The sequence below is a fragment of the Leptolyngbya sp. CALU 1928 genome, from assembly GCF_056784215.1.
The window spans coordinates 1815518-1839661 of sequence record NZ_JBXBCE010000001.1 but is presented as its reverse complement, the minus strand read 5'-3'; the positions used below and the strand labels follow the sequence as shown (position 1 = coordinate 1839661).

General features: G+C 48.6%; 18 protein-coding genes and 1 tRNA gene. 7 read left to right on the top strand and 12 right to left on the bottom strand.

Going from position 1 to position 24144, the window contains the following annotated elements; translation table 11 throughout:
- The first annotated feature begins 107 nt into the window (after positions 1 to 107).
- Both AC1S5B_RS08560 and AC1S5B_RS08555 read left to right on the top strand, forming a co-directional pair.
- The gene (locus AC1S5B_RS08560; protein WP_482035252.1) at positions 108 to 776 is read left to right on the top strand and encodes a GIY-YIG nuclease family protein; all 669 of its coding nucleotides are present in this window, start codon (positions 108 to 110) and stop codon (positions 774 to 776) included.
- Positions 777 to 1065: 289 nt separating this feature from the next.
- Positions 1066 to 1293, top strand: a complete 228-nt coding sequence (locus tag AC1S5B_RS08555) for an IS1-like element transposase (RefSeq protein WP_482035251.1) — start codon at positions 1066 to 1068, stop codon at positions 1291 to 1293.
- Positions 1294 to 1508: 215 nt separating this feature from the next.
- Here the strand turns inward: AC1S5B_RS08555 and AC1S5B_RS08550 are convergent, their stop codons facing one another.
- The 7 genes from AC1S5B_RS08550 to AC1S5B_RS08520 all read right to left on the bottom strand — a co-directional run bounded on the left by AC1S5B_RS08550 (position 1509) and on the right by AC1S5B_RS08520 (position 9438).
- Positions 1509 to 2207, bottom strand: a complete 699-nt coding sequence (locus AC1S5B_RS08550; RefSeq protein WP_482035250.1) for an esterase/lipase family protein — start codon at positions 2205 to 2207, stop codon at positions 1509 to 1511.
- A 132-nt stretch (positions 2208 to 2339) separates the two neighbouring features.
- Positions 2340 to 2412 (bottom strand) — tRNA-Glu (locus AC1S5B_RS08545).
- A 125-nt stretch (positions 2413 to 2537) separates the two neighbouring features.
- A complete protein-coding gene (locus AC1S5B_RS08540) occupies positions 2538 to 2819 on the bottom strand; it encodes an Npun_R1517 family heterocyst differentiation transcriptional regulator (protein WP_482035249.1) in 282 nt (93 codons plus the stop codon).
- 911 nt (positions 2820 to 3730) lie between these two features.
- Entirely contained in the window at positions 3731 to 4603 is an 873-nt protein-coding gene (locus AC1S5B_RS08535) for an aldose epimerase family protein (RefSeq protein WP_482035248.1), read from the bottom strand.
- A gap of 63 nt (positions 4604 to 4666) precedes the next feature.
- A complete protein-coding gene (locus AC1S5B_RS08530; RefSeq protein ID WP_482035247.1) occupies positions 4667 to 6985 on the bottom strand; it encodes a CapA family protein in 2319 nt (772 codons plus the stop codon).
- A 281-nt stretch (positions 6986 to 7266) separates the two neighbouring features.
- Positions 7267 to 8754, bottom strand: a complete 1488-nt coding sequence (locus AC1S5B_RS08525; RefSeq protein ID WP_482035246.1) for a glycosyl hydrolase family 57 — start codon at positions 8752 to 8754, stop codon at positions 7267 to 7269.
- A 243-nt stretch (positions 8755 to 8997) separates the two neighbouring features.
- Complete coding sequence (locus AC1S5B_RS08520; RefSeq protein WP_482035245.1) at positions 8998 to 9438, bottom strand: peptidylprolyl isomerase; 441 nt, start codon at positions 9436 to 9438, stop codon at positions 8998 to 9000.
- A 110-nt stretch (positions 9439 to 9548) separates the two neighbouring features.
- Here AC1S5B_RS08520 and AC1S5B_RS08515 point away from each other — a divergent pair, with 110 nt between their 5' ends.
- Positions 9549 to 10169, top strand: coding sequence for an HD domain-containing protein (locus AC1S5B_RS08515; protein WP_482035244.1), 621 nt, complete (start codon positions 9549 to 9551; stop codon positions 10167 to 10169).
- Positions 10170 to 10208: 39 nt separating this feature from the next.
- On the opposite strand, the gene AC1S5B_RS08510 is transcribed toward AC1S5B_RS08515, so the two are convergent.
- Complete coding sequence (locus tag AC1S5B_RS08510) at positions 10209 to 10676, bottom strand: TspO/MBR family protein (RefSeq protein ID WP_482035243.1); 468 nt, start codon at positions 10674 to 10676, stop codon at positions 10209 to 10211.
- Between the two features lie 445 nt (positions 10677 to 11121).
- On the opposite strand from AC1S5B_RS08510, the gene AC1S5B_RS08505 reads away from it, so the two are divergent.
- Entirely contained in the window at positions 11122 to 13017 is a 1896-nt protein-coding gene (locus AC1S5B_RS08505; RefSeq protein ID WP_482035242.1) for a DMT family transporter, read from the top strand.
- Between the two features lie 124 nt (positions 13018 to 13141).
- On the opposite strand, the gene AC1S5B_RS08500 is transcribed toward AC1S5B_RS08505, so the two are convergent.
- Entirely contained in the window at positions 13142 to 13663 is a 522-nt protein-coding gene (locus AC1S5B_RS08500) for a CGLD27 family protein (RefSeq protein ID WP_482035241.1), read from the bottom strand.
- A gap of 232 nt (positions 13664 to 13895) precedes the next feature.
- Positions 13896 to 14219: a slr1957 family protein gene (locus tag AC1S5B_RS08495; protein WP_482035240.1), complete on the bottom strand. Its 324-nt coding sequence runs from the start codon at positions 14217 to 14219 to the stop codon at positions 13896 to 13898.
- A gap of 209 nt (positions 14220 to 14428) precedes the next feature.
- Between AC1S5B_RS08495 and AC1S5B_RS08490 the strand changes: the two genes are divergently transcribed.
- Positions 14429 to 15340, top strand: coding sequence for a CPBP family intramembrane glutamic endopeptidase (locus AC1S5B_RS08490; protein WP_482035239.1), 912 nt, complete (start codon positions 14429 to 14431; stop codon positions 15338 to 15340).
- An 18-nt stretch (positions 15341 to 15358) separates the two neighbouring features.
- On the opposite strand, the gene AC1S5B_RS08485 is transcribed toward AC1S5B_RS08490, so the two are convergent.
- Positions 15359 to 18415 (bottom strand): DUF4912 domain-containing protein, encoded by a 3057-nt coding sequence (locus tag AC1S5B_RS08485; protein WP_482035238.1) that lies wholly within the window; start codon positions 18413 to 18415, stop codon positions 15359 to 15361.
- Between the two features lie 251 nt (positions 18416 to 18666).
- Between AC1S5B_RS08485 and AC1S5B_RS08480 the strand changes: the two genes are divergently transcribed.
- Complete coding sequence (locus AC1S5B_RS08480; protein ID WP_482035237.1) at positions 18667 to 19860, top strand: GNAT family N-acetyltransferase; 1194 nt, start codon at positions 18667 to 18669, stop codon at positions 19858 to 19860.
- Positions 19861 to 19951: 91 nt separating this feature from the next.
- Positions 19952 to 21343: a bifunctional UDP-N-acetylglucosamine diphosphorylase/glucosamine-1-phosphate N-acetyltransferase GlmU gene (gene glmU / locus AC1S5B_RS08475; protein ID WP_482035236.1), complete on the top strand. Its 1392-nt coding sequence runs from the start codon at positions 19952 to 19954 to the stop codon at positions 21341 to 21343.
- Between the two features lie 13 nt (positions 21344 to 21356).
- On the opposite strand, the gene alaS is transcribed toward glmU, so the two are convergent.
- Positions 21357 to 23984 (bottom strand): alanine--tRNA ligase, encoded by a 2628-nt coding sequence (gene alaS, locus AC1S5B_RS08470; protein WP_482035235.1) that lies wholly within the window; start codon positions 23982 to 23984, stop codon positions 21357 to 21359.
- Between the last annotated feature and the right edge of the window lie 160 nt (positions 23985 to 24144).

Below are 24144 nucleotides of genomic sequence, written 5' to 3'. Positions count from 1 at the left end.
TGTGACTTTTGATGGATGAGCAATTGAGCATAACAAGATAGTCAGATGGGGTAGGCAAAAGAGATAATGACTGTATTGACGATCGCCTATCCGCAGGAAAAACTCAAGTGACACCCGATAACACAACTCCAATCGAACATCAGAACGTGCCCCAAGAGCATCAAGGGTTGCATGGTTTTCTCTACAGTTCTGAGGATGAACATGGTGCTGTGGATGCTGCGATCGCTAAGCCATCTGTAACGACTGAAGCGGTGACACCATTGAATTCTTGGTGTGAAGCAGTCGGGAATGCCAAAGTTGCCGGAGTCTATGCGGTGTTGAATGGCGATCGCCAGACGCAATACATTGGCTATTCTCGCAATGTTGCTTTGGCACTGCGGGGGCATGTCACCCAAATGGGCACTGATATCTGTGCATTTGTGCGGGTGCAGGCGTTTAAGTTTCCCAAGCGTGACGAGATGGAAGCCTTGCAAAATGCCTGGATTGCCGAACTAGGAGCTATTCCACCGGGCAATGTGGATGATAGTGGACTGTGGGCAAATACGATTGGAACCGCTGCGATCGCGGCAATGTCTGCGACAGAACGCCAAGCCTACGATGAGAAAAAGCTGAAGCTGCGGAAAGCAATGGCAGAACCCGAAAGCCGAGAACCTGATGATGGGGAAGGCGATCGCGCAAGCGCTGACTTGTCAGTTCGCCGCCAAAACTTAGAGGAGGCTGTTACTGAGGATGACTGGAGTAGCGTGGTGCAACAGCAGACTCAAGAAACCTTATGAAGGTTGGAGAGGTCAGCGCACTCTGAAGGTATCGCCATTGCTCAACTCACTTTTAATTGAGTACTCCCTTGATGCGATTGGGCGATCGGGCAATGTTTCAGATTTGTTGTTTTCTGCTCAAAATGATGCTGTGAGGGAGGTGCCGCAATGAAGGGAACTAACCACGATTGTAGAGCCGATTCATTGTCCAAAGCGTGATGGGATTGAAGTCATCAAACAGGGTGCGATCGCAGATGGCAAACAACGCTACTTATCTCACAGTTCAGAGTGCTCTCGACGCACCTTGATTGTGCAGAACCCCGATGCTGGTTATTCACCCGAAGTCAAACAACAAATCAATGATATGGAAATCAATGGCAGTGGCATCCGACATACTGCCCATGTTCTGCATATCAGTCCAACGACAGTGATTGCAGCGTTAAGCAAGATCAACAGATCCAAGCGATCAATGAAACTAAACTTGCCGAACTGGAGCCTACCCAAACTATCGTCAACCTTTGCCAATGGCAGGCTGTAGAGACAGAAGCAGATGTGGAGTTTCGTTCAGTCAAAAACACAGCAGCGTTGCCTATTCATCAATCGGTTTGAATTTGGGTTAACCATTTAGGGTGAAGCAACAAGTCTAGAACACTAGCAGCATTGGCGAAGTCTCTCCGTGGGAGAATCGCGCACCATTTGGGCAACAGCCAGAAGTGGGGAATTGGGCGTTTAAATGTTTCAGCCTCTAAGTCATTACTTCAAATACTCGACCCATTGTTCTAGCAATCCCGACGAGCCGTACCAGGGTTGTCCAGATTTGGGCGAATGAGTTGCGCCTTGGATGGTTAGGTTAGTAGCCCCGTCTAGGTGAGCAGCGGAGATCGGGGTAATGCCATCGCCCCAACAGTTGCCCTGACCGCAGGTAAGTTGATAGCTGCTGTAGGCTAACCAACTTCCGGGTCGGCGTTGTCCATAAATCGCTTTGCCTGCCACACAGACATAGCGCAAATCGGAATAAAAGGCTCCTGGATAAGTTTGGTTGACGAAATCTAAATTTTTTCGCGTCCAGCGTTCCAAACTGGTGTGGGGTGTGCCCAAGGTGAGTAAGGTTTCAACGTGCGATCGCCGATTCCAAACGCAGTCTTCCGTATCACTCGGATGAATGCAATAGGGTTTTTCGCCTAAATAAATGCGGGCTAACCAACCGCCTGCCGAATGCCCAATTAAATTGATTTTGGCAGCACCACTTTCTTGGAGAAGCTGTGTGACGGCTTGGTCGATTTGCCGCAGAACTGGAGTCACTGATCGCCCACCAATGGTTGTCACCCAGTCTTGCCAGCGCAATGGCACCGTAACTGTTGGAATACCTTGGTCAATCAGGGCTTTTTGGAGGTATCGATAGTCCGTTGCTCCGGCTAAATAACCCGGCAAAATTAGGGTTGGATGTGCCATTGTTGAGAGCATTATCAAAGTTTGCGGAAAAATGGTCAAGCGATCGCGTTTCTAGGCAAACAACTAAGCGAAAAAATGCATTAATAAAGGCGAAGAGTAAGTTACTCCTCGCCTTTATCATTTGAGTTTACATACCCCCAGGGGAATTCGAATCCCCGTCGCCTCCGTGAAAGGGAGGTGTCCTAGGCCTCTAGACGATGGGGGCACATCAGCTAGACCTTATACAAGGTAACGAACATTGGAACCCCTGTCAATAGAATTAATTGATAACTTTAGCGCGACGCATCATTTTCTGAATTTAGCGTGGGTTCGTTAAAGCGAAATGACCTACTAGCCCCCATCACTAGAGTTGCGTAGGCGAATCAGTTGGCGACGCATTTGAGGGGAAGCTAATAGCTCACAGACCTCTTGCGCCACGACTTCGACTTGAGTAGGTTCCATGTACTCGTCAGATCCATAGGAAAAAGCATCTAGTAGAAGCTCTAGAAGCTGATCACGATTTACAAATGCATCTTTCTCTTCAACCAGCCTGAACTTGAGGTGAATCTCGCATTCATATACGCCTAATTCAGAAGATGAAGTTGATGAACGGTTTAAAGAATCAGATCTCATGGGAAGAGCAACCTATTAAGTAATGTGGAAAACCTGATAGAACTCAAAAACTGAGCATTTTTAGAAATTTAATTCGAGAAACAGAATACAAGCCTGAGATGATATTCAAAGATGCCTAATTTAATGCCACTTAACAATCTCTCTATCACAGCACAAACCTAGCATTCCCATCTATTTAATCAGAATCGGCTAAATAGCTGAACTTTTAACTGAACAAAATGCATCTTTAACTAATCTTTTAATAACTAAAGAAAGCCTTATAATCTACTGATATCGATTGATACATAGACTTTTTGCCACTCACTAGCTAGGTCATTATTATGGTGCTAACAAGACTGGCGGCATAAAGTTTTTACAAAAAAGATAAAGTTTGGATGAAGCGTTTGTTTCGATTGAATCCGCCTTATTTTAAATAAAGAATACTAAACGCCTTTAGGAAGACAAAGTGCTTCCCAGAGAGCTTTTGAGCGTATTGTTATATTTTTTGAAACTTATACAGAAAGACAAAAAACCATAAAATTTAAGACTAGAAAATCACTGGCGATTAGTAAATTTTTTCAGTCTTTTATGAAGTAACTATTAATCTGGTCGCCAACCTGTCCGTGAAATCACTGCGATCGCTGTCGTTAACTAGAGCTAAAGAAATCAGTTTTAGGAACGCGATCGCCTTTTTGAATTCTGATTTTTGTGATCAATAACACTAGGCTTCTACGGATACAAAAAGACGGATCTTTATTATCTCAATACATAACGAATGGAGAGCATTTTTGAGATAGGTTTCTCCTAGATCGCGATCGCCCTATTCCCGCTTCGCTTCCTGATCAGCAAACTATTTCTTAGCAATGGTTCTAGTAGGGCTTGAACCATGACATACCTTGATCATGGCACCAGCCCCTTTCAATACTCAGGCGTTAGCTTAGAGACTCCGCTTTCACGGCAAATTCGGCTTCCAGAGTGGCTCCGGGGGCAAGGTGAATCAAGCGATCGCCGGTATTCAACGCATTCCGTCCTGCCGTCCAGGGTTCTAGGCAGTAGAAGTCTTTGCCCTTGACTGTCCAAAATACGAGCGTAGAAAAGTCTGGGCTGAAGCTGAAGGTGAGTTTGAGCGCTTTAGTTGGATCAGTGACCACTGCCACATGGCTCGACAGTTCGGTAAACGCCACATCAATTTCATCCAGATCAAAGTCAAAGTTTCCGGTGTAAGCCTGAGATACTTTGGCACGCTGATCATAAAACTCGCTGGAGGGAATTTGAAATTGCAGTGCAGTCTTATCTGCCGTCGCAAAGTAAGGATGGAAGCCCACGGAAAAGGGCATTGGCTCGGTGGAATGATTGGTAAACCGCTGGCTCAAAGTAAGGGTATTACCTTTCAAGGTGTAGGTAAAGGCAAGCTCAAATTCAAAGGGATAAACGGCGCGAGTGTGGTCATTGCTGTTTAAACCCAGGGTAAGGCTGGCTCCGTCAGTAGTGGTCTGGTTGATCACGCTCCAAGGCAGTTCCCGCGCAAATCCATGCTGCTTAATGCTGTAAGCCTTGCCGTTGTGGATGTAAGTGTTATCCACCACATTGCCGCACAGCGGAAACAAAATGGGATTGCCGCCCCGAACGGTCAGCGTTGGATCGGTGAAGCGTTCTTGATCTAAGTAGAAAATCTCTTGACCTTCCATTTGCCAGCTTGTGGCAATGCCGCCACGTTCTGGCACAATTTCCAACTTTGCCCCGGTTGCCTCATCGGTGAGGATGTAGGTGAGATATTGGCGTTGTTCTGTTGCGATCGCGCTCATGCTTAGCTCCTTGCTCTAAAATCACCTCACTTTAACCTGTTCAGATGAATGAGCCGTTAACGATTACCACATCATCGGTGCTTTTAAGGCGACATCCTGAGTCGCAAGATCTTTTTCAGGTTCGGCCATCTTTGCGGCTGCATTTTTCTTCTCTGTTTCAATCCCCTTTACTGTTTCATTCACTTGCGCGACTTTCACAGCAGATTTGGGGTGAATCTGAAAACTAACCGTGTTGGGCTGCGCCGCAGGTAATGCCGTAGAATCCATAGCATCGCCTGAGGTCGGCTGGCTGACCTGGGGATCTCCCGGATTGCTTTGCGGATTGCCTTTAAGTGGAGTTTGGCTGGGAGAATTTGTGAAGGAGTTGCTGGGATTTGCGAAAGAGGGTAGTTGGGGCGCGTTGGGCGCGACTACTGGAGCCTCAGTTTGGACGGCTGGGGGCTGAGTAGCATCGTCTGGGCTGCTTCTGGTGGTCGGTGCAGGAGGAGCGACTTCTCCATAACCCGGCAGGATGTCGGTATTGGCTGGATCGATGGGTGTCGGAGTGCTGACTGCATCCGGACTGGGCTGAACGGCTGGATTATTGAGCGCTTCTGGCGTAGATGTTTGAGGCGTAGATGTTTGGGGAATGCTTGTGCCTGCATCAACGGCTGGAGCATCCGCAGGCGGCGGCATGAGATTATCGGGGGGGATCGGTGCGGGTGCGGATAGTGGCGCGGGTGCGGGATTGATGGTGGGCAGAGATGGAGATGCTGGCAGTGTGGCAGGAGCCAAGGCTTCTGGGGTTCCGGTAGTCGCTGAGGGTTGAGGCGAACGGGCATCAAGGACTACAGGCGATTGCATGGGTTGCTGAAATTTCGCTGATCGCTGAGTTAGGTTTCCGAGAATTGCAGTGGCGCGATCGCCCTGGGCAACTTTTGGCTGATAGCCCGTCACTTCCACGGGCAAAAACTCTACCTTCATCTGCTTGTCTTTGAGGGAAACTTGCATCACCGCCGTATCGTAATCGGTGCGGGAGTTACCGCCAAAAATAAAGTTGCCTAGGGAATAGGCGATCGGACGACCCTTATAAATCTCTGCGCCTTGCAGTACATGGGGATGATGTCCCACAATCACATCAGCACCCTGATCAATCGTGAAATGTCCTAGTTTCACTTGCCAATCGGCAGGAACTTCTGCCAGTTCTTGTCCCCAGTGAAAATTCACCACCACCCAATCCACCTGATCTCGGATGGCTTTGATATCTTCGGCAATCCGATCTTCTTTAATTGAATTAATCCCGGCTTTATTCGCTTCTGCGCCATATTCTTCCCCCCAATAGGAAAGATAGGCAATCCGTTGTCCCTTCACGTCAATGATTTTGGGGCGACGGGCTTCCGTCAAATCTTTCCCGGCTCCCATATATTGGATTCCGGCTGCATCCAAAGTTTCCAAGGTTTCTTTTAATCCATCAGCTTCAAAATCCATGGTGTGGTTGTTTGCCAGACTCACCAGGTCTACTCCACCTGTAGTCAGAACCTTGACTGCATCGGGATTGGCTTTGAAGTTAAATTGCTTACCCGGCATGGCAAGGGTTGCTCTGGTCAAGGGATTTTCCAAGTTCACCATGGATAAATCTGCCTGCTGATACTCTTTCATAGCGGCGAAGGGGCGCTGATAATCCTGACCAATAACTTCTTCAAAGTGATCGGCTAGGGTGACATCTCCCGCAAACATCAAAGTCACTGTGGGATCTTGGGGATTGACAACTTGATTGTGCTTTAACACAGGCACCGTTTCTAGGGCAGTCCGCACGGTGTCGGAGCGAGTAGGAAGATTTGGGTTGCCTGATTGAGAAGAGGCAGAAGCATCAGTTTGGGTGACGGGGGCGCGGCTGTAGCCCAGAAAACCACCTACCATAATGGCGGCAACGGCAGGGCCACCGACGAGTAAGGTGCGTGCCAGTCGGAGCCGATTTTTGCGTCGAGCGGTTTTGTGAATCCGCGATCGCATCTGTTGATTCTGCGAATGGGGCTGCGATCGATGCCGATTGGCAGGCGTGACAATCCGTACCGACTGCTTCCAAAGAATTTGTTTCGGCTGATCGGCGAGACGAACCGCAATATTGGCACCCCGAATCACGGGAGAATTCAACTGCCACAAGTGATGGCAGACAAATCGCATCAGTTGCTCTTGCCAAGTGCCTGAAGGGGCTTCCTGTTTGGGGATAAAGGGCAGTTCAATTAGCAACCGTAGATTAGTGGGATGACTAGAACCCACCCGCGCCTTTAGCCCATAGGGACGCAGCGATTGATTAAGCCACTGCGCGATCGCCTGTAAATTTCCGCGCTGAGCGAGTTCCAACACATTCGGCGAATATCCCAACGTTGCAGACTGAACCATATCGCTTCATCCTCAAACAATGCCACACACGATAAAAACATCTCTTTTCTCAAGTAAGAGATATTGACAACCTATTGATACTCCATATTGACCAATTTCAACCAACTATATTTGGCAAACCACGCAAAAATTGTAGAAATCTTCCAGAGATACCTGATGTGCACCTAAGATGCCCTCATCCCAACTCTTCTTCTTGAGGAGAAGAGAGCTAGAACCTTGTCCTTTCGCTCGTTGGGCTAGGGTGAGGGCAAATTTAGCGATTCAGCAACACCTATTTTTGTTTAGCCGAGCGTTTCCATGCCTTTTTCAAACAGGGCACGGGCATGATCAGTCCAGCTACCTTGCCCCCAATAGCGAAAGCAACTGGTTTGCAGCAAGAGGTTATATAGCAAGGCTTGACGGTAGGCAGTAGTCCGAGTGAGAGGCGCTTGATTAGGTTGACTCGTCAGTGAATCGAACTTTTCATGGAAACGAGCGCTCAGTTGATTCATGGGCGTGAGGACATTTTCATAGCCCTGCACCCAACTCATATGGCTAGTCCAAGAGGAGCCTTCCATATGAAAGTTGGAGTTCGCTTGTTTAGCATCGGCGATCGCGGCTTCTACGGCTTCGGGAGTCACACTCTCCAGGGAAACGCGCTGCCAGATTTGGTGCTGACCCACTGGTTGACAGGTGGCGTAATCGTCAGGATTAACCCCAGCCGCTTCAATCAGTTCTAGATATTCAGTGCCCGTCATCCCCACAACATCGGGATTTTGCCCCATTTCATGCCATACCTTTTTGAAGGCAGAGGGAAACTCATTCATCATCACGCCGCCATTTTCGCCATCGCTGATCTGGGTGACTAACGGCGGAATGGAGATACCGCTGATGCTGCGATCGCTAGATTGAGATTTGGCTTCGTAATAGGGCTGCATTTGAGCAACCAGTTTAGTATCTGAGCCTTGGGTTTTGATCAATACGGTCAGGCTGGTCGTTTCGCCCTTGGAGTTTCGGGCAATCAAGCGATGGGGCAGATGTTTATCGCCCAACGATTCACCTGTGAGTGTTTCAACGGAATGTTCTTGAACAATCATCCAGCGATAGCCGCACTCTTTCAGGGCTGTGATGAATTCGTAGAGCGTATCGGGATGGTTGGGTAAATGCATTTCCGGGGGCGAAAATCCTTTAACACGGGCGATCGCCTCCCAGCCAAAAATTGAGGCAAAGTGATGCTGCCATGCCTGGATATGTAGCTTGATATCGGGAATTGGCGTGGATGGCACCACAGCGTGTCCCCACATGGTGCCCAGCCACTCTACGTAGGGCTGATAGGTGGGGTCGCAGGTAATCCGTTTCAGGTTATCCAGCACATCGCCGCGCCCCATTTGCCGTAAACCCCAGAGCAAATTGCCAGAATAATCGAGCATAACGCGGGGATTGCAGCCCTGAGCCACCAGTTCGGGGATAAACTCAGCCATGCGGGAATAGCACCAGGCAAACACACCCGCGTTGTGGTTGTCGCCATCGTTGGGATGCTCGAACATCTGCTGCAAGTTGTTGATCAATGCGCCGTTCCAGCCAGCGGGAATGGTGGGCTGGTGCATATGCAGGGCGATCGCAAAAGCAGCTTTTATCGATCCAAGCTGTAGATTAGTGGCTGGCAAAAACACTGATTTTTGCGGATTGGTCACACTTTCAAGCTCGTCTTCCCAGCCAGAAATGTTGGGTAAGCCATCCATTAACTCATCTAGAACAGGGCGATCGGTCAGATTGGCAGTGATGGTCATAAAATTCATTTACTGGGGTTCAACGTCAGAGTAGGCGATATGAACTAACTTCTCTAATGACTCTCGAACCCATCAGACAAGGTAATGCGAAGATTTTGTCATCCTTACTGAATCCGCGATCGCCTTGAAGATGAGTTCAAACTGCTCACCGCCAAACGGATTGCATTTTTGATCCCTGTAACTTTTATCTGGAAGCCTTATTTGGATGTAGCACTATGGAAATTAGTACTACATCAGCAGAAGCTATGCTTCGATTTTCACCGAAATGATTTTGTCGTTTTGACGAATCGCATTGACGACATCCATATCTGCGGTTTTACCAAATACCGTATGTACGCCGTCCAAGTGGGACTGAGGCGAATGGCAAATGAAAAACTGACTGCCACCCGTATTTTTTCCGGCATGTGCCATGGAAAGGGAGCCTGCCTCATGCAAATTAGGATTAATTTCACACTTGATTTTGTAGCCGGGTCCGCCCGTTCCCGGCATCCCTGTTGCACCAGCGCGAGTATTTGGGCAGCCTCCTTGCACCATAAAGTCGGAGAGGACGCGATGAAACGCTAGCCCGTCATAAAAGCCGCTATTGGCTAGCTCGACAAAGTTTTTAACGGTGTTGGGTGCATCTTGGTCAAAGAGTTCTAGATGAATGGTGCCCTTATCGGTTTCCATAATGGCGCGGGTCATAGCTGTCTCCTGAGGACACGAATCTAAACATCCTGATCCTATCAGTGTTAGGGCGATCGCTTCGCCTATCCAATTGCCTATCCGTCACTTTCAAATCGTATCTATTCAGAATGACACTCACTGCGATCGCTCACTGGCAAAAAACCTGGCAACAACTAGGGACTAATGGCAGCGAAACCCTCTATGCACAGGTTTGTGCCTGTTATGCGGAACCTCATCGCAGCTATCATACGCTCCAACATTTACAGGAGTGCTTCACTCACTTTGAGCAGATTCGAGAGTATGCAAAACATCCCGCAGAAGTGGAACTTGCTATCTGGTTTCATGATGCGATCTATGAACCCGCCAGCAAAAATAACGAAGTGAAAAGTGCTGAATGGGCACGAGCCAGCGCGATCGCCCATGGTTTACCTGAAGAAGTTAGGGAGCGTGTTTACTCGCTGATTAGGGTGACAACGCATGATGCAGTGCCCACTAGCCAAGATGCTAAAGTTTTAGTCGATGTAGATTTGGGGATTTTGGCTGCTGCACCAGAGCGATTTGCTCAATATGAGCGGCAAGTGCGGGCAGAGTATGAATGGGTGCCAGAGCCGATATATCGACGGGAGCGGGGTAAGATTTTGCAATCATTCCTAGGGCGATCGCAGATCTATGCAACTCCCTTATTTCGCGATCAGTATGAAGCTAAGGCACGTCACAATCTAGCCTACTCTTTGGCGAAACTGACCTAAAGCCTGAACGACTTAGATGCGATGACTTCACGTGCATTTTTAGGCATCATTCAACTGATGCATTGCCCAAGTGGTATAGGTGCCGATTGGACTCCAGAGTAAATAGGGTACTAGCAACCAGAATGCCGTATTAGAAATGGGCTGCACCAAAAATGCCAAGATCAAACCGATTATAAAGCCAATGCCACCGACGATCGTGCCTGCTTTGAGGTTACGAAGGCGAATGGTAGTCGGAGAGTAGGCAATGATGACAATTTCCAACAATAGATACAATGCCATCAGCCACCAGGTTTGCTCGGTGCCGGGGTTTGCTTCCCACACGAGATAAGCTGACCAGGTGCCGCAAATTAAGATCACCGTCCAAATCACGGGAATCAAGCCTTCAAACGTCAGCCATTGAGGACGCTGTAGTTGGCGAAACCACCGGATGTCATTGGGTCCAAGAATATTGCCTGAAAATGCAACCGCGATCGCCACTGCCCCAATCACCATCCATGATCTAATCATGCTCAATCCTTACCTGCTCACGCTGGCAAGAATACCAGCAATTTATAAATATTGTGGCAAGCGATCGCCCTTTTGCAATCAATCGTTAGTTATGTCCTCCCCACTGAAATCTCTTTTAAGGTAAACTACCCGGTGTTCACGCTTCCCATAGATCGTGGACTTCCCAACTCAATGGGAATTGCCTCTAGGAATCCGATGTCCCGTTGGGCTGACATTCTCTCCAAAAGCAGGAGTCCTAGGTTCTAAGACCCATCTCTTAAATTGCAACCTGTTATCTTTTAGCTTGGTTTTTGCTTACTCTGTAATTCCTACCCAAATTTAAATTTTCCTCATGAATTAGTTCATCTTTTGCTGAATGAAGAGTACTTTAGTAGCGGGCTAGTGGGATCTTAAAAGTACATTTTGCCCCAAATAGGGAATACTGAGTCCTGAGTCACTAGTTACAATGACAAAACCAGGGGTGGCGAACGTAGGAGCCTTTGAGGAACCAATGGAGAATCGACCAGAGATTAACGGTGAAGACGGAAAAACGGTTGAAAGCATCCTGCAAACGGTAACTCAGGATCTGAAGCATTTGCATCAAGGGTTAGTGACTCAACTGTCTCAAGAAGTGACTCAACTTCAGGCAGAGAAAGCCCGGTTGACTGCCGAAGTTGACAAACTGCAAGCGACTGAGCAGGCGTTGCAAACCCGCCAGCAAGAATCGTTATCTCAACAGCAAATTGCTCAACAGCAACTTTGGGCAAAGCAACTGGCGCTTGTGCTAGCGAATCATTTGCAAAATGTGATGGTGCAGCAGGTGAACCAACTTGCCAATACCCATCAACTAGGGAGTGACCAGATGGCACTATCTGGCGATCGCAGTGATGCGAGCGACCATGCCCATCGGCTATTGACATCTTTAGATGCCACGTTTAGCACCACATTCAATACCTTGCAGCAAGAACTGGCAAGCTATGAAAGCGCCCTCTCGCAGCGGCTTAGCCGGATGCATAATTTGGAGCAGCAGGGAGAAGCTGTTCTAGAAACTTTAGTCAGCCGGATTCGAGATCAGTTGCTATTGGATGCGGGATCGCGATCGCTAGAGCAATCCTTGCCACCAGCAACCAGTACATCCCGCCTCAATCCCGCGATCGCCTCCACCCAACAATCGGGCTATCCGCCTGAACTGCCTATTTCGCAAGCAAGACCAACAGGTCAACCGTCCCAGGCTTATTCCCCTCAAACTCATCAGCCTCAGCCCACCCCACCGATCTCGCCTACTCCCATTACGTTTCCGGGCGCACCCATTTCGTCCCAAGCCGCTGCAAAAAAAGAGCTATCTAGCTTTTGGACAGGGTTGTGTTTGGTGCTGCTCTCAACCGTGGCTCTATCAATTCACAATGTAGTCGTGCGGATTATTGGGAATGGCGCTGTTGATCCAACGACAAATGCTTTTCAGCTTAAGCCTGCCAGAGTGCTAGACAGCTTTGATGTGGGCGGTTTCCTCCAGCTTAATTTAGGCAACTCGCTATTAATTTTATGGCTGCGAATGCTGGTGGTGATTCCGCTGATGATCGGTGTCGCGATGGTACTCTATCCGCCAGTATGGAGAGATTTACTCCGGTTTTTTAAGTCAAAAGATCGCAAACCAATCTGGATTGTAGTGGGCAGTGGTTTTTTTCTCTTTCTATCCCAAGTGATGATTTATATCGCGATCGGGCAGATTGGTGCAGGACCTGCCGTCACGATTTTGTTTATGTATCCCATTTTTACGGTGCCGCTGGCGTGGTTTTTGTTTGGCGATCGCCCCACTCCTTTACGCTGGGCAGTGATGGCGACGATTTTAACCGGGATTATTCTAACGGCACTCCCGAAAATTTTTGATTCTGGTAAAGGATTTTCACCGGAAGGCATCCTGATCGCGATCGGCTCTGGAGTTGCCTTTGCTCTATACCTAATCCTGATGCAGCTTGGCTTCAAGAAACTGCACCCCGTCCCTGTTAGCCTGATTCAATTTTTCACTATTTTTGTACTGTCCGCCGTTATTCTCATTGTGCTGGGTCCAAATTTGGGTGTGATGGTTGAGCCAGACAAGCGCACGGGCTTTATTTTGAGCGGGATCGTGTTGGGCTTTTTAACCCTAGTTGGCTATCTATCTAATAATTTTGGGGTGCGCTATATGGGGGCAGGTTTAGCTTCCATTGTTGCCTCCATTGGTCCTGTGATGACGGCATTACTTGCCTGGGTCTTAATTCAAAACAAGCTAGAAGGGGTGCAGTGGTTTGGTATCTTTTTAGTCACAGTAGGAGTAGGGGCGCTGAGTTTTGAGCGCATGAAGCTGCAAACGAAAAAGAAATAGAGGAGTGGAGCAAAGGAACGGAATTAGGATGCGAAATCCAGCGGTAGCAATCAGCCCCACTCCGATCGCGCATGCAAAAAACCGTCAACCATTCAAATAGATCCTCTAGATCCTCAAAAAATCATTAGTTTAGAAAATGCCAGATAATAGTGCCGATGCCCAAAAGTCCAACCAGTATGGCAAAGGTTATCTGCATTTGCTTGAGAATTGGCTGGATTTGATAGCTCACCACTAAGCGATCGCGGGCTAAAACTTCTGTGGGCTTAATCCAGGTTTGTCCATCATACCAACCCGATTCTTCATAGAACACTTTGGCATCCATCAAACGAGACGAAACATAAGACCAGCCGAGATAGAGGCGAATTAGGACTAGCCCTAGCAGCAAAATTCCCCCACCCGTGCTAGTCAGTAAAAATTCAGCCGGATATTTTTCAAACGGAAAACTTGCGGCGGCGATTGGAGCAGCGATCGCCCAACTCCATAGCCAAACCCAGAGTATTGTGCTGACATAGCGCGATCGCTCTAACGTTGCCCAACGAAAAAACCAAGATTCTTTCAAATCTTCATATTCATTCAAAGGAAGCTGCTCGGTTGGAACTGGGCAAGCTGCGATCGATCGATTTTGGGTCAGGTCATCTGGCAACACGTTGATCTCCCGTGAGTGTAACGATTGGATATGAAAAATTAATATGACCCAATGTATTTTTCAGTATAAGCGACTTCCTAAAGGCAAGGGTAAGGAAAAAATAAGACGTTGTGAGCGAAAACTGTTAGAAGAAAATTAAAAAACCCTTCTAACACTGAAGTCAGCATTTAAGAGGGTTTGTTAAGTTACGCAAGCACTCAAAACTTAATTTTTTGTTTAATTAGGCTGGAGCTTACCGCCAGATCTCTTCGTTTTCTAGCCGAGCCGCCACTACTGCACAAAAAGCAAATGCGCCAACCAGCGGCATTGGAGAAGATGAGAAGTAGCTAAATAATCCTGCTGAGATCATGCTGCTCACTGCTGCCATACACCAAACTTTTTCCTCAAAGCACAACCCCTGTTTTGCTTTAATTGCTCTCATTGCCTTCGATGGAATCGGCATTGGCATGACCCCATGAGGCGGAAAACCCCAATAAATGGAGCGATCGATAAACCAGTCAGTCCAGCCATTATCTTGGCACCAATCATCAATCCAATGGCTTGCGTAATGATTCATATCCGTAAGTCAGCCAAAAAGGTGTCAAATAAGGCATCGATGTAGTATGCAAAGCTAGCGTCTATTGACCATATCAAAAGAATCCTAAAGCGTGTTTTTGAAGAAATCAAAATTTACTCTTTCATCCGCGATCGAAAAATTTCGCAACAATCAGAAATCTTTTGCAATCTGGTCTTTTAAGTTATTTACAAATATTTTTTCTTAACGTAATGAAAACAAGCTTTTTGGATGCTGTCCAACAGGGGAAAAATCGTTGGATTTATTACTTACTAGGTTTTTTATGCATTGTTGTAAGTGCCTGGTTTGGAGTTTTCATTTCAACTCTTGTTAGTGATTTCATAGCGCAAATTAGCGTTTTTATAGAGAAAGAAAGAAGTGCCTATCATTTAATAAATTCTTGGCTAGGTGATTGGCTCTTCCCATCGATCGCCAATTATTTAATTAACACTATCCCGTTTTTCTTTCTCTTTGGGGGCATTTTTGCTGCTATCAAATGGATTCATCACCGCAAATTAATCACCTTAATCAATCCATCTGGTTTTATTCAATGGAGGCGTTTAACGGTAGGATTTGGTGTCTGGTTTTTTATATTAAGCATTCAATTAATAATTGAATTTTTATGGTTCCCACAGCACTTTGAATGGAGCTTTCATCCCCGGCAATGGCTAGCATTTTTGGCGATCGCGCTCATTTTAACGCCGCTTCAAACCTCAACCGAAGAACTGCTGTTTCGAGGCTATTTTTTGCAGGCTATGGGGCAACTGATTAAACAGCCTATAGTCCTAGCGATCGCGACCAGTCTTCCATTTGCCATGGCACATTTTAGCAACTCGGAAATGAATCGCGGCAGTGTGTGGACTGGATTAACTTATGGAGTGCTATCTATTTTTTTGGTAGCAGTAACCCTAAAAGATAATCGGTTAGAACTTGCTTTGGGCATTCATGCTGCTAACAATCTATTCATTTTATTGATCGCTAATTCAGCCGATTCTAGTCTGCGATCGCCCTCTCTCTTAACCCAAGTTGCTTTTTTAGATCCTAAAATTAGTTTTCTAACAACCTTAATTGGAGCGATCGCGGCTTACACGTTTTTATTTAAGGATAATCAGAATTTTTGTTGATGTTGACTAATCAGTGGCTCATCTATTCGGCAACCATTCCTCTACCGACTCATCTTTCTGATTAGTGTTGCGAACAGGAGTTGCTCGATCAAAGGTGAGATGAATAGTGCGAGTTTGAACCCCATCTGAAGCAATCGCCAGAATGGGAAAGTCAAGCGAACCGTCTTGAAATGACATTTGGAAGCGAAAAGTACCATCTGGATTGAGTTGCACTGGGCGACCTGCGATCGTCAGTGTGGCATCGGGTTCAGTTGCACCATAAATAATCAACTCTGCATCTGCCACTAGCCAAAACTTGCGCGAACGAATTGGCGGCATGGAAGCAAAGAACCCCATTCCCGACATGCCCATTCCAGAGGTCGTCAAACCACTCATCCCAACCCCGGACATCATCCCAATTCCAGACATCATCCCAATTCCAGAGGTCGTTAAACCAGACATTCCAACCCCACTCATCCCAACCCCACTCATCCCAACCCCAGACATCATGCCCATTCCAGAGGTCGTTAAACCACTCATCCCAACCCCGGACATGCCAACCCCGGACATCATGCCCATTCCAGAGGTCGTTAAACCACTCATCCCAACCCCGGACATCATGCCAATTCCAGAGGTCGTTAAACCACTCATCCCAACCCCGGACATGCCAACCCCGGACATCATGCCCATTCCTGAGGTCGTTAAACTACTCATCCCAACCCCGGACATCCCGACCCCAGACATCCCGACCCCGGACATCATGCCTATTCCTGAAGGAGAAATCAGAGAGCTATCCGTTTGCATTGAGCCGTATAGAGAACCCGCAGCGCGATTGCTTTCGACTCCATGGGCTAGCTCATACATCACTTCATGCATCGTGCGTACTTTCTTTTTGTAGGGAAGAGGTACAGAGAAGACTTTTTCACTCAACTCTTCATCCCAAGAAATGGTAACGTCTTGTGATTCTGTCCAGTCCGATGGATAGATTGGCGGAATCCGAACGGGGGCAGAGCGTGCCAGCATTAACCAGCGCTCATCTTGGGTCAGGTAGCCAATTTCCACAATATAATCGCGATCGCTGAGGGGCACTGGAATATACCAATTGGTGGCAATTTCCTCGCAGTCATATTGCTGCAAACTGTGTGGGTTTTGTTGACTCCTATCTGTATCTGTTACGTCGTAAAAGCGCAGCGCCAAACGATCGCCCCCTTCATGACGTAATGACGCTTTATGACTATCAGAAACATCCCAATAGGCATATGCCCACTGTGGATCGCGCGGCATTAATACAATTCGGCTTTCTCCATAGCTAGCAGGCAACCCCACCAACCCGTCATCTACATCTGCAAGTGCAAAATTGCCTGAGATAGGAAGCCCTGCGGCAGAAGCAGGAATTGCCACACCTTTTGGGTCAGTATCTTGCGATCGCGTTGCCCACAGTGCCGCGCCTGTGCCTGCCGCCAATGCCGCACCCGCAGCCAACCCTAGATTTAGGTCTGGTGGGGCTGTTGGGGTGGCTACTTCGGCCAACGGCTCAGCAAAAGTAGGGGCTTTGGGGCTGACGGTTTCAGATGCAATTCGATCCAGCGGTGGTTCTATGGCAGCAGATGGTTCTATGGCAGATGTCTCATTCTGCTCCTTGCTTGCCAATCCCGCTAATCCGGCTAGCCCAGCAGCTCCAACGATCGCGGCTCCTCCCAGAATTGCTGGATTACTCCCTGATACATTACTACCCCCCCCGGCAATGGGTTCAGTCAGAAGTCCATCAATCGGTGGCACAGATGAAACAGGTGGGATGGAAGCAGATTGAACAATAGGCGGGGCGGCTGCAATCGGTGGACTGGAGGGTTGGGCGGTAGGAGGCACTTCAGCCCCAGGTGCAGCCATCGGTTCAGCTAAAGGGGGTTGGGGCGATCGCTCTACACCAGATGTTGATCCAGATAAAGGTGCAGCCGGGGCGCGTCGTCCTCTAGCAGACCACCAAATCCATCCCAAAAGTGCGGCAGGCACCAGTAACAGCCACGGGAATCCGGCTAAGCCTTGATTGGTGGAGTTGGGCACCGGGGCGATCGCACCCGATTCAGGGCTAGGGGAGGTGACCATGCTAGGGGAAGTGGTTGCATCGGGAGAGGCGGCAGCTTCTGGCGCAACCGTTGATGAAGAGGCAACCGTTGGCGAAACGGACGCACTGGGAGAACCCGCTGGAGCGATCGCGGCAACTTCGGCTTGATTCGCAGCGGCGATCGCTGCCAAACCCGATGCCCCCGTTGCATAGGCAAGAAAGTCCTTAGCTGGAGCGGCAGGGGTCGCTTTGGCAACCAAATAACGCGGCTGGGAAAATGGATAAGCCGGATTATCGGGCAAGGTTTGATGCATGGAGATAATCTTGACTCCATCTACATCTTTTACTTGACTGTAAATCGCGTAGGCAATGCCATCATTACCCAATTTTTGGATAACATCAGCGGTGCTATCTTGGCTCACAGCCTCAGCAGTTGCCCCCGCTTGAAATGGAGCCGCCTTGAATACGGGATAAGTTTTGAATGCTTGGCGGGTATCACTCGTTTCTGGGCGATCGATCAATCGAATCTTCCCTGGAGCGCCGCCGAGTTGTGACCAGTTCGTAATTTCTCCACGAAAAATTTTAGCAAACTGATCGAAGGTAACGTCACCGCTATAGGGATTTTTAGAACTGGTAATAATTGCAATCTTTTCACGCCCAATCGAAACGGGCACCAACCCTGTTTGCTTTTCTGCCGCCGTCAAAGGTCGCCCGATCGCCGCTATATCAACCTTGTCATCTAACACCGCTTGCAAAGCCGCCTCTGACCCATTACTCCCAATATCGACCTTGGTTCCTGAAGATCCATTTTCAAAACTCTGCTTCAACGATTGATTGACCACTAACAGGCTGTTGGAGCCATCAATCCGCACGATAGAACCCGCAGGAACGGCTGTAGGCGGTGAAATTGGAGACACGCTAGGAGACTGGGCAATCACAGACTCTAGTGACCAATACAGCGCTGCCATGGGGCTTGTAGCTAAAGCAACGAGTAACGCCAGGTTCAATATGGAAGGGGACTTCTTGTGCGGCATAAGAATAAAAATGACCTAAAAATTGGGGCTGACCTTATTTTTTCTTAACAAGTTACGCTCAAAATATCTCAGCAATTTCCCTCATAGTCAATGGCGATCGCAAAGCTCTTGATACGACTCGTGAAATTTTCCGTTCAGTAGCATTTAGTCTTGTGTGGGATTTTGAGCAGATTCCATCGCCTGATATAGTCCCAGTAAGTTCTTGTTTAAACCATAAAAATTATCTGTGCTGTAGATAAAGCATCTTTTTTATGAATCCATTGCCCCATTCAAGCGATTCCAACACGATCGCCCCTGACTCTAATACTGCTTTTCAAATCATTCCGGTCACCACTGCCGACGAACAAGCCTTATTTTTGGATGTGCCCGCGATCGTCTATGCCAACGATCCTCACTGGGTGCCCCCGCTCCGCAGTAGTGTTGCCAACCAGCTAGCACCCACCAATCCCTTTTTTGAATACGGCAGATTGCAGGCATTCATTGCCATCGAAACGTCATCGACATCAGCACCACCCAAACCTGTGGGGCGCATTGTTGCGGCGGTGAACCAGCGCCTCATCGATCGCGAAGGAGAAGCCATTGGACTATTTGGCTACTTTGAATGCATTGATGATTATGCAATCGCCCAAGCCTTACTAGACACTGCCAGTCAGTGGTTGCGATCGCAGGGCATGGTCAAAATTCGCGGACCCATCGACCTTTCCACCCATAATAATTGTCTTTTTTTAGTGGATGGATTCGACTCGCCGCCGATGATCATGATGCCCTATAACCTGCCCTACTATCCCCAATTCATGGAGCAACACGGCTGGCACAAAGCAAAAGATGCCTACGCCTATAATTTTCCTTTAGATGAGCCATTGCCCAAACAGTTTGAAAAAGCCTATCAGTTTGCCTGTAACGCAGGGGTGACTTTTCGCCCAATTCATACCAAAGGCAAGGATTTTGAAACCGATGCGATTAGCCTATATCACCTGTTTAACAAAGCCTTTTCCGCGAACTGGAGTTCCACTCCGCGCACCCAGGAAGAGTTTTTGGAAGAAGCGAAGTCGTTACAGGATTTGGTTGATCCCGATGTGTTCCCGGTTGCTGAATATAACGGCGAGATGATTGGCTTTTGGATGGCGCTGCCGGACTACAATATCGCCCTGAAGCATGTGAATGGGAAGCTGAACTGGCTGGGGATTCTTAAATTTCTGTGGTATCGCCGCCAAATTGACCAAGGGCGGGTGATTGCGATCTGTGCGCTGCCAGAGTATCGCCGGAAAAGAGTGGCTCTAGCCCTAATTTATTTGGGCATGATGGGCGGCATCAAAAAGGGGAAACCCTACCAACGGGCTGAACTATCTTGGGTTTATGAGGACAATTTCCCTTCCCGCAAACTAATCGAAACGTCAGGCGGCACGATTTACAAAACCTATCGAATTTACGAAAAAAAACTGTAGAGTCGGCTTCTTTATCGGATCTCCTTTTGTACGACCTCAACGCGATCGCATAAGATGTTGTTCTAATGTCCACCTGATTTGTTAAATAAGCATGGTCGCGATCGCAATTTTAGCCGCCGGACGAGGTACCCGCATGAAGTCTGACCTGCCCAAGGTGTTGCATGGCATGGGGGGGCGATCGCTGGTGGAATGGGTACTCAACAGCGTAGAAGAGCTTCAGCCGGTTCGCAGGTTAGTGATTGTCGGCTATCGCCATGAGTTAGTCATGGAAAAGCTATCAGATTCGCAGCGTGAAAAAAACAACTTACCCGCCCTAGAATTTGTTGAACAACGAGAGCAACTCGGCACCGGACACGCAGTGCAACAATTGTTGCCCCACTTATCAGGGTTTGAGGGCGATTTGCTGATTCTCAATGGCGATGTTCCCTTACTCCGTCCTCAAACTCTCAAATTATTGCTGCAAACCCATCAAGAGAATCGCAACGCTGCGACGATTTTAACGGCTCAACTGCCCAACCCCAAAGGCTATGGACGGGTGTTTCGCACGGATCAAAACCTATTGCAGCAGATTGTGGAAGACCGCGATTGCACTCCAATCCAACGGGAAAATCACCGAATTAACGCGGGTGTGTATTGCTTCCGTTGGGCTGATTTGGCGAAAGTATTGCCCCAGCTAACCACGAACAATGATCAAAAAGAGTATTACCTGACGGACGCAGTCAACTACATGAAACCCGTGATGGCGGTAGATGTAGAGGACTATCAGGAAATTTTAGGGATTAACGATCGCAAGCAGCTTGCCGATGCCTATACCATTTTGCAAAATCGCATCAAAGACAACTGGATGAAGCAAGGGGTTACGCTGATTGATCCCAACAGCATCACGATCGACGACACCGTGGAGCTTGAACCCGATGTGGTGATTGAACCCCAAACTCACCTGCGCGGCACAACGGCGATCGCAGCAGGGAGCCGAATCGGTCCGGGTAGCCTGATTGAAAATAGCCAGATTGGTCAAAATGTGACGGTGCTGTATTCCGTTGTCACCGATAGTTCGGTTGCCGATGCCACACGGATTGGTCCCTATGCCCATTTGCGCGGACATGTGGAAACCGGAACGCAGTGTCGGATCGGAAATTTTGTGGAGCTAAAGAATACCAAACTGGGCGATCGCACCAATGTCGCGCATTTGTCTTATTTGGGTGACACCACCGCTGGCAATCAAGTCAACATTGGTGCAGGCACCATTACTGCCAACTATGACGGCGTGAAAAAACATCCGACTCAGATTGGCGATCGCAGCAAAACCGGGTCAAACAGTGTCTTAGTTGCGCCCGTCACGATTGGTGAAGACGTGAACATTGCAGCGGGTTCCACCATTACCGATGATGTGCCAAACGATTGTTTGGCGATCGCTCGTGCCCGTCAAGTGATCAAACCTGGTTGGCGGTTGAAATCAAACTCTGATCAAAAAAATACTTAATTCACCCAGTTTCCTAGCTTAAGCTGCTTTTTAGCTGATCTCTGGCTGCTTCAAGGGCTTCCGCGAGTTTGCCGTCGTCGCGTCCGCCTGCTTGAGCAAGGTTGGGTCTACCGCCGCCGCCGCCGCCACAGATTTTGGCGATCGCGCCGACAAATTTGCCAGCCTGCAAGCCTGTTTTCACCACTTCAGGGCTAAAGGCAGCGACCAAGCTCACCTTGCCGGGTTCAGGCGCGGAACCCAAAAATACTGCACCGGCTTGCAGCTTTTGCTGGAGTTGTTCGGCAGCAGTTTTAAGCGATTCGGGATCAACTCCGGGCAGTTCGGCTACAAGAATTTTGAACGTACCCACCGATTCGGCTTTTGCCAGCAGACTATCGGCTTTTGCCAGAGCAACCTGCGATTTTGCGCTATCTAACTGCTTTTGGGTGGTTTTCAATTCGGTTTGCAATGCAGTGATGCGATCGCGAATGTCTTCGGGCTTCACCTTAAAGCGATCGCTTAAATCTTTAACAATTTCGTCCCGCAGGTTGAGATACTCCAGCACGGCAGGTCCGGCGACAGCTTCAATGCGGCGAATTCCGGCGGAGGTGCCTGACTCTGAGGTGATCTTGAATAATCCAATTTCTGCCGTGTTGCTAACATGGGTGCCACCGCAAAGCTCCATGGATACGCCATGGACATCGAGTACACGGACTTCGTTGCCATACTTTTCACCAAACATCGCGATCGCGCCTCGTGCTTTAGCTTCGGCGATCGGAAGTACTTCCGTGTGGGCAACATGGGCTTCGGCAATCCAGGTATTTACCTGTTCCTCCACTTGCTGCACGTCTGCCGCAGTCAAAGCGCGGGGGCTGCGAAAATCAAACCGGAGCGAGTCAAATCCGACGAGGGAACCCGCCTGAGAAATCGACTCATCCACAATTTTCCTTAAAGCAGACTGCAACAGGTGAGTGGCGGTGTGATGTGCCTGCACTCGACGGCGACAGGCAAGATCAATTTGTGCGGTGACCGCATCGGCAACATGCAGGGTTCCTCGCTCAACTCGCCCATAGTGAACAGAGAATCCGGCATCTTTTTTAACATCCATAATCCGAACTAGTGCGGTTTCACTCGACAGATAACCGCGATCGCCCAGTTGCCCACCCGATTCGGCATAAAATGGCGTTTGATTCAAAATCACCTGCACCTCGGTGCCCGCTTCCGCCACAGAAACCACCCGTCCCGCCACCAACAGCGCTTCGACCTCCGCTTCCACTGCCGGCAGCTTGTAGCCCAAAAACTCAGTTTCCTGAATATGCCCCACCAGTTGGTTTAATGCTCCTTGAGCCGTCAAATCAATGGTTTCTACGGCATTGCGCGATCGCGATCGCTGTTTTTCCATTTCAACCGTAAAGCCGTCTGAGTCAACCGTCAGCCCTTTTTCAGCCGCAATTTCTTCGGTTAATTCCAACGGGAAGCCGTAGGTATCATACAAAGTAAAGGCGTTAATTCCAGGAATTTGTCCGCCCACACCGACCTGTTCCATCACGGCTGTGAGTTCGCGTTCGCCCAATTCCAAGGTTTTAAGAAACTGGATTTCTTCCCGTTGCAATGCCAGCTTAATCGTCCGATCCATATCGCGCACCATGGAATAGGCATCTTCGGCAAGGGCGATCGCGGCTTCTGCCACCAGCGGCGTGAACTCTCGATCAATCCCAATCAAGCGCCCATAGCGAATCACGCGCCGAATCAAGCGACGCAGCACATAGCCCCGCCCCTCATTAGAAACTGTAATTCCGTCTGCCAGCATGTGAACCACTGCCCGAATGTGATCTCCGATCACTTTCAGCGCTACTTTCGTTGCATCATCGGCAGTGTAATAGTCAATTCCAGCAATATCTGCCGCCGTTTTCACAATCGGAAAAATCAGATCGGTTTCATAGTTATTGGGCACTTTCTGCAAAATTTGCGCCATTCGCTCCAGCCCCAAGCCCGTGTCAATATTTTTGCTCGTGAGCGGAGTCAGCTTGCCTTCAAGATCCCGGTTGTATTGCATAAACACCAGGTTGTAAAACTCGATGAAGCGGCTGTCATCTTCCAGATCGATCGCGTCATCTCCTAGTTCCGGCTTGAAGTCGTAATATAGCTCCGAGCAAGGTCCACAAGGACCCGTGGCACCCGATACCCAAAAGTTGTCATCTGCACCCATACGCTGAATTCGGTGAGCCGGAATGCCAATTTCGTCGCGCCAAATAGCAAAGGCTTCGTCATCTTCTTCAAACACGCTGACGACCACTCGTTCCGGTGGCAACTCGAACACCTGGGTGGAAAGCTCCCAAGCCCAGGCGATCGCCTGAGATTTAAAGTAATCCCCAAAGCTAAAATTGCCCAACATCTCAAAAAAGGTGTGGTGCCGTGCCGTGCGTCCTACATTTTCAATGTCGTTGGTGCGAATACATTTTTGAGACGTAGTAGCGCGGGGAAATTCAGCGGCTTGCTGCCCTAGAAAAATGGGCTTGAATGGCAACATCCCCGCGATCGTCAGCAATACCGTCGGGTCTTCTGGCACGAGGGAGGCGCTGGGAAGCACTCGATGATTGCGATCTGCAAAAAAGTTCAGGAATGTTTGCCGAATTTGAGTGCCGCTTAGGGGAGTAGCCATGGACGTTTTTTGAAAAAAGAACTAGATTTAATCAATCTTTCTTCATCATGCCTTAGGATTCAACTAATCACAGAGATCGCGGCAGACTTTAGCTTCAAATTTTAACCTTGATCCACGCCATGGTTAATTGAGTTCGGAGGTCTCTTTAAAACCGAACAAA